We start from the raw sequence: 1,802 nt of genomic DNA on the forward strand, positions 1-1,802 counted from the left end.
TGGGGATTAGGACCATGATCGGAAAGAAAACCATCGCCAATCTTGAAATCGAACCGCTAGAAGCGATCGCGTCTTCTCAACAGGTGGCGGCACTTGCTGTCATCTGCGGAATCGAAGGCCCATCCTACAGACCGCTTGGTGCCTCCATGGCCATCTTCGAAGACGGTTCGACGGTTGGCAACCTGTCCTCGGGATGTATCGAAGCGGATATCGCACATCATGCAGTCGCAGCCCTATCCCAAGGACAGCCCCGTGAAATTCGCTATGGAAAGGGATCGCCCTTCATGGACATCAGGCTGCCTTGCGGCGGCGGTCTGGACATTCTGATTGTCCCGCAACCTGACCGCGACGCATTGCAGGATGTGACACTGCGTCATGCAAGACGAGAGCTTTGTTGTCTGATGATTGATATACCTACAGGGAAGCTGCATGTGCGATCCGACGGAGAAACCGGGCGCGCAGTATCGCGGTTCACCATTCGGATAGCGCCGGAATTGCGTTTCCTGACCTTCGGCGCAGGGCCAGAGGCGGTGACCTTTGCTGCGATCGTACAATCCATCGGGTTCCAGAACGAGCTATTCTCGCCTGACGGCAAAACGCTGGAGGCGGCTGGCCGTGCTGGTTGCAGAGCCCATCGCCTATCGCAGAAGGCGATGCCGAAAGATCTGAGCATCGACGACCGGACAGCTGTAACACTGTTCTTTCACGATCATGATTGGGAACCGCCCATCCTTGCAGCGGCTCTAAGCTCGCCCGCGTTCTTTGTGGGCGCCCAAGGCAGCAAACGCGCCGCCGACGCGCGGCTTCTGGAACTCGAGGCCTTGGGCTTGGAAGCCTCCGCTCGCAACCGGCTTCGCGGACCGATTGGATTGATACCGTCGACGCGTAATGCTCATACACTGGCTGTGTCCGTACTCGCAGAAATTCTTGCGGAGTCCGGCTCGGTGTCGAACTGAAGCAGACATGACTTTTATTATGCGAGGTTGAAACTACTGCGTATGTTGTTTCTTCTTGATATGCCAATCGCAAGCGTAGCTCGTCACTTGCAGGCCTCGCATGGCCGAAGTGTTTGGGTGCGCGCACAACTAGCTCACACCCAAAGCGAAGGGCAGTCTTCGCCACGCGCGTTGGCTTTGTAGGGGTGAGCGAAATCATCGCATCAATGTCGGCTGTTGCCTTCCGTACATGTGGTCTTCGCGTCCGCGGCGAACGACATCCGCTTTGCCGACCCCTCATCGGATCAGACGCCTGAGTAGGTGGCTTCGTGTGAATGTCCGGTTTCGTAGGCGGTGCCCGACCACCTCGCACCCGCAGCGAAGGTCTGCTTCCCCGAAGAACCATCCTGAAAGAGGACCGACCAGACCTCTCGGTTTTGAAGGTCCGCTTTGGCGGTATCTCAAAATACTCGCTGCAGAGCGGCGAATGCACACTTTCCGCCCGTGGTGCTTTTTACTGTGTCTGCAGTAAATCAAAAGCGGCCATTGGTCACTCGTTAGTCAATGTTCGGAATGTCCCGCGCTGCCGTCGTTCGTGATCGCACGATGCTGCGCGATCGATCAAGGTCCGGTTCGACGGACCGCACCGCAGCGCTTGTAGGTCGAGATGAACGGCAGGAGTGGGCCGGGCCTCACCCACGAGGACCAAAGGATGCGTCCAGGGCCGCCGCAGTGCGGAGATCGACCGCGAAGAGCCCAATCTGTGAATTTGACTTCCTCGCTGCGTGCGCTCGCAGCACGATTGTCGCTGTTCTGGCGTAAATTTCTACGCGGCATCGCGGCAGGAAAAGCGGTCGTTCAGACAAT

General features: G+C 57.6%; 1 protein-coding gene. It reads left to right on the forward strand.

All coding sequences use genetic code 11. From position 1 onward, the window contains the following. On the forward strand, positions 1–956 hold a 956-nt coding region (locus WBB85_RS02725), incomplete at its 5' end, for an XdhC family protein (RefSeq protein WP_432637089.1). Between the last annotated feature and the right edge of the window lie 846 nt (positions 957–1,802).

The organism is Albidovulum sp., from assembly GCF_049646345.1.
In the GTDB taxonomy this organism is placed as follows: domain Bacteria; phylum Pseudomonadota; class Alphaproteobacteria; order Rhodobacterales; family Rhodobacteraceae; genus Albidovulum.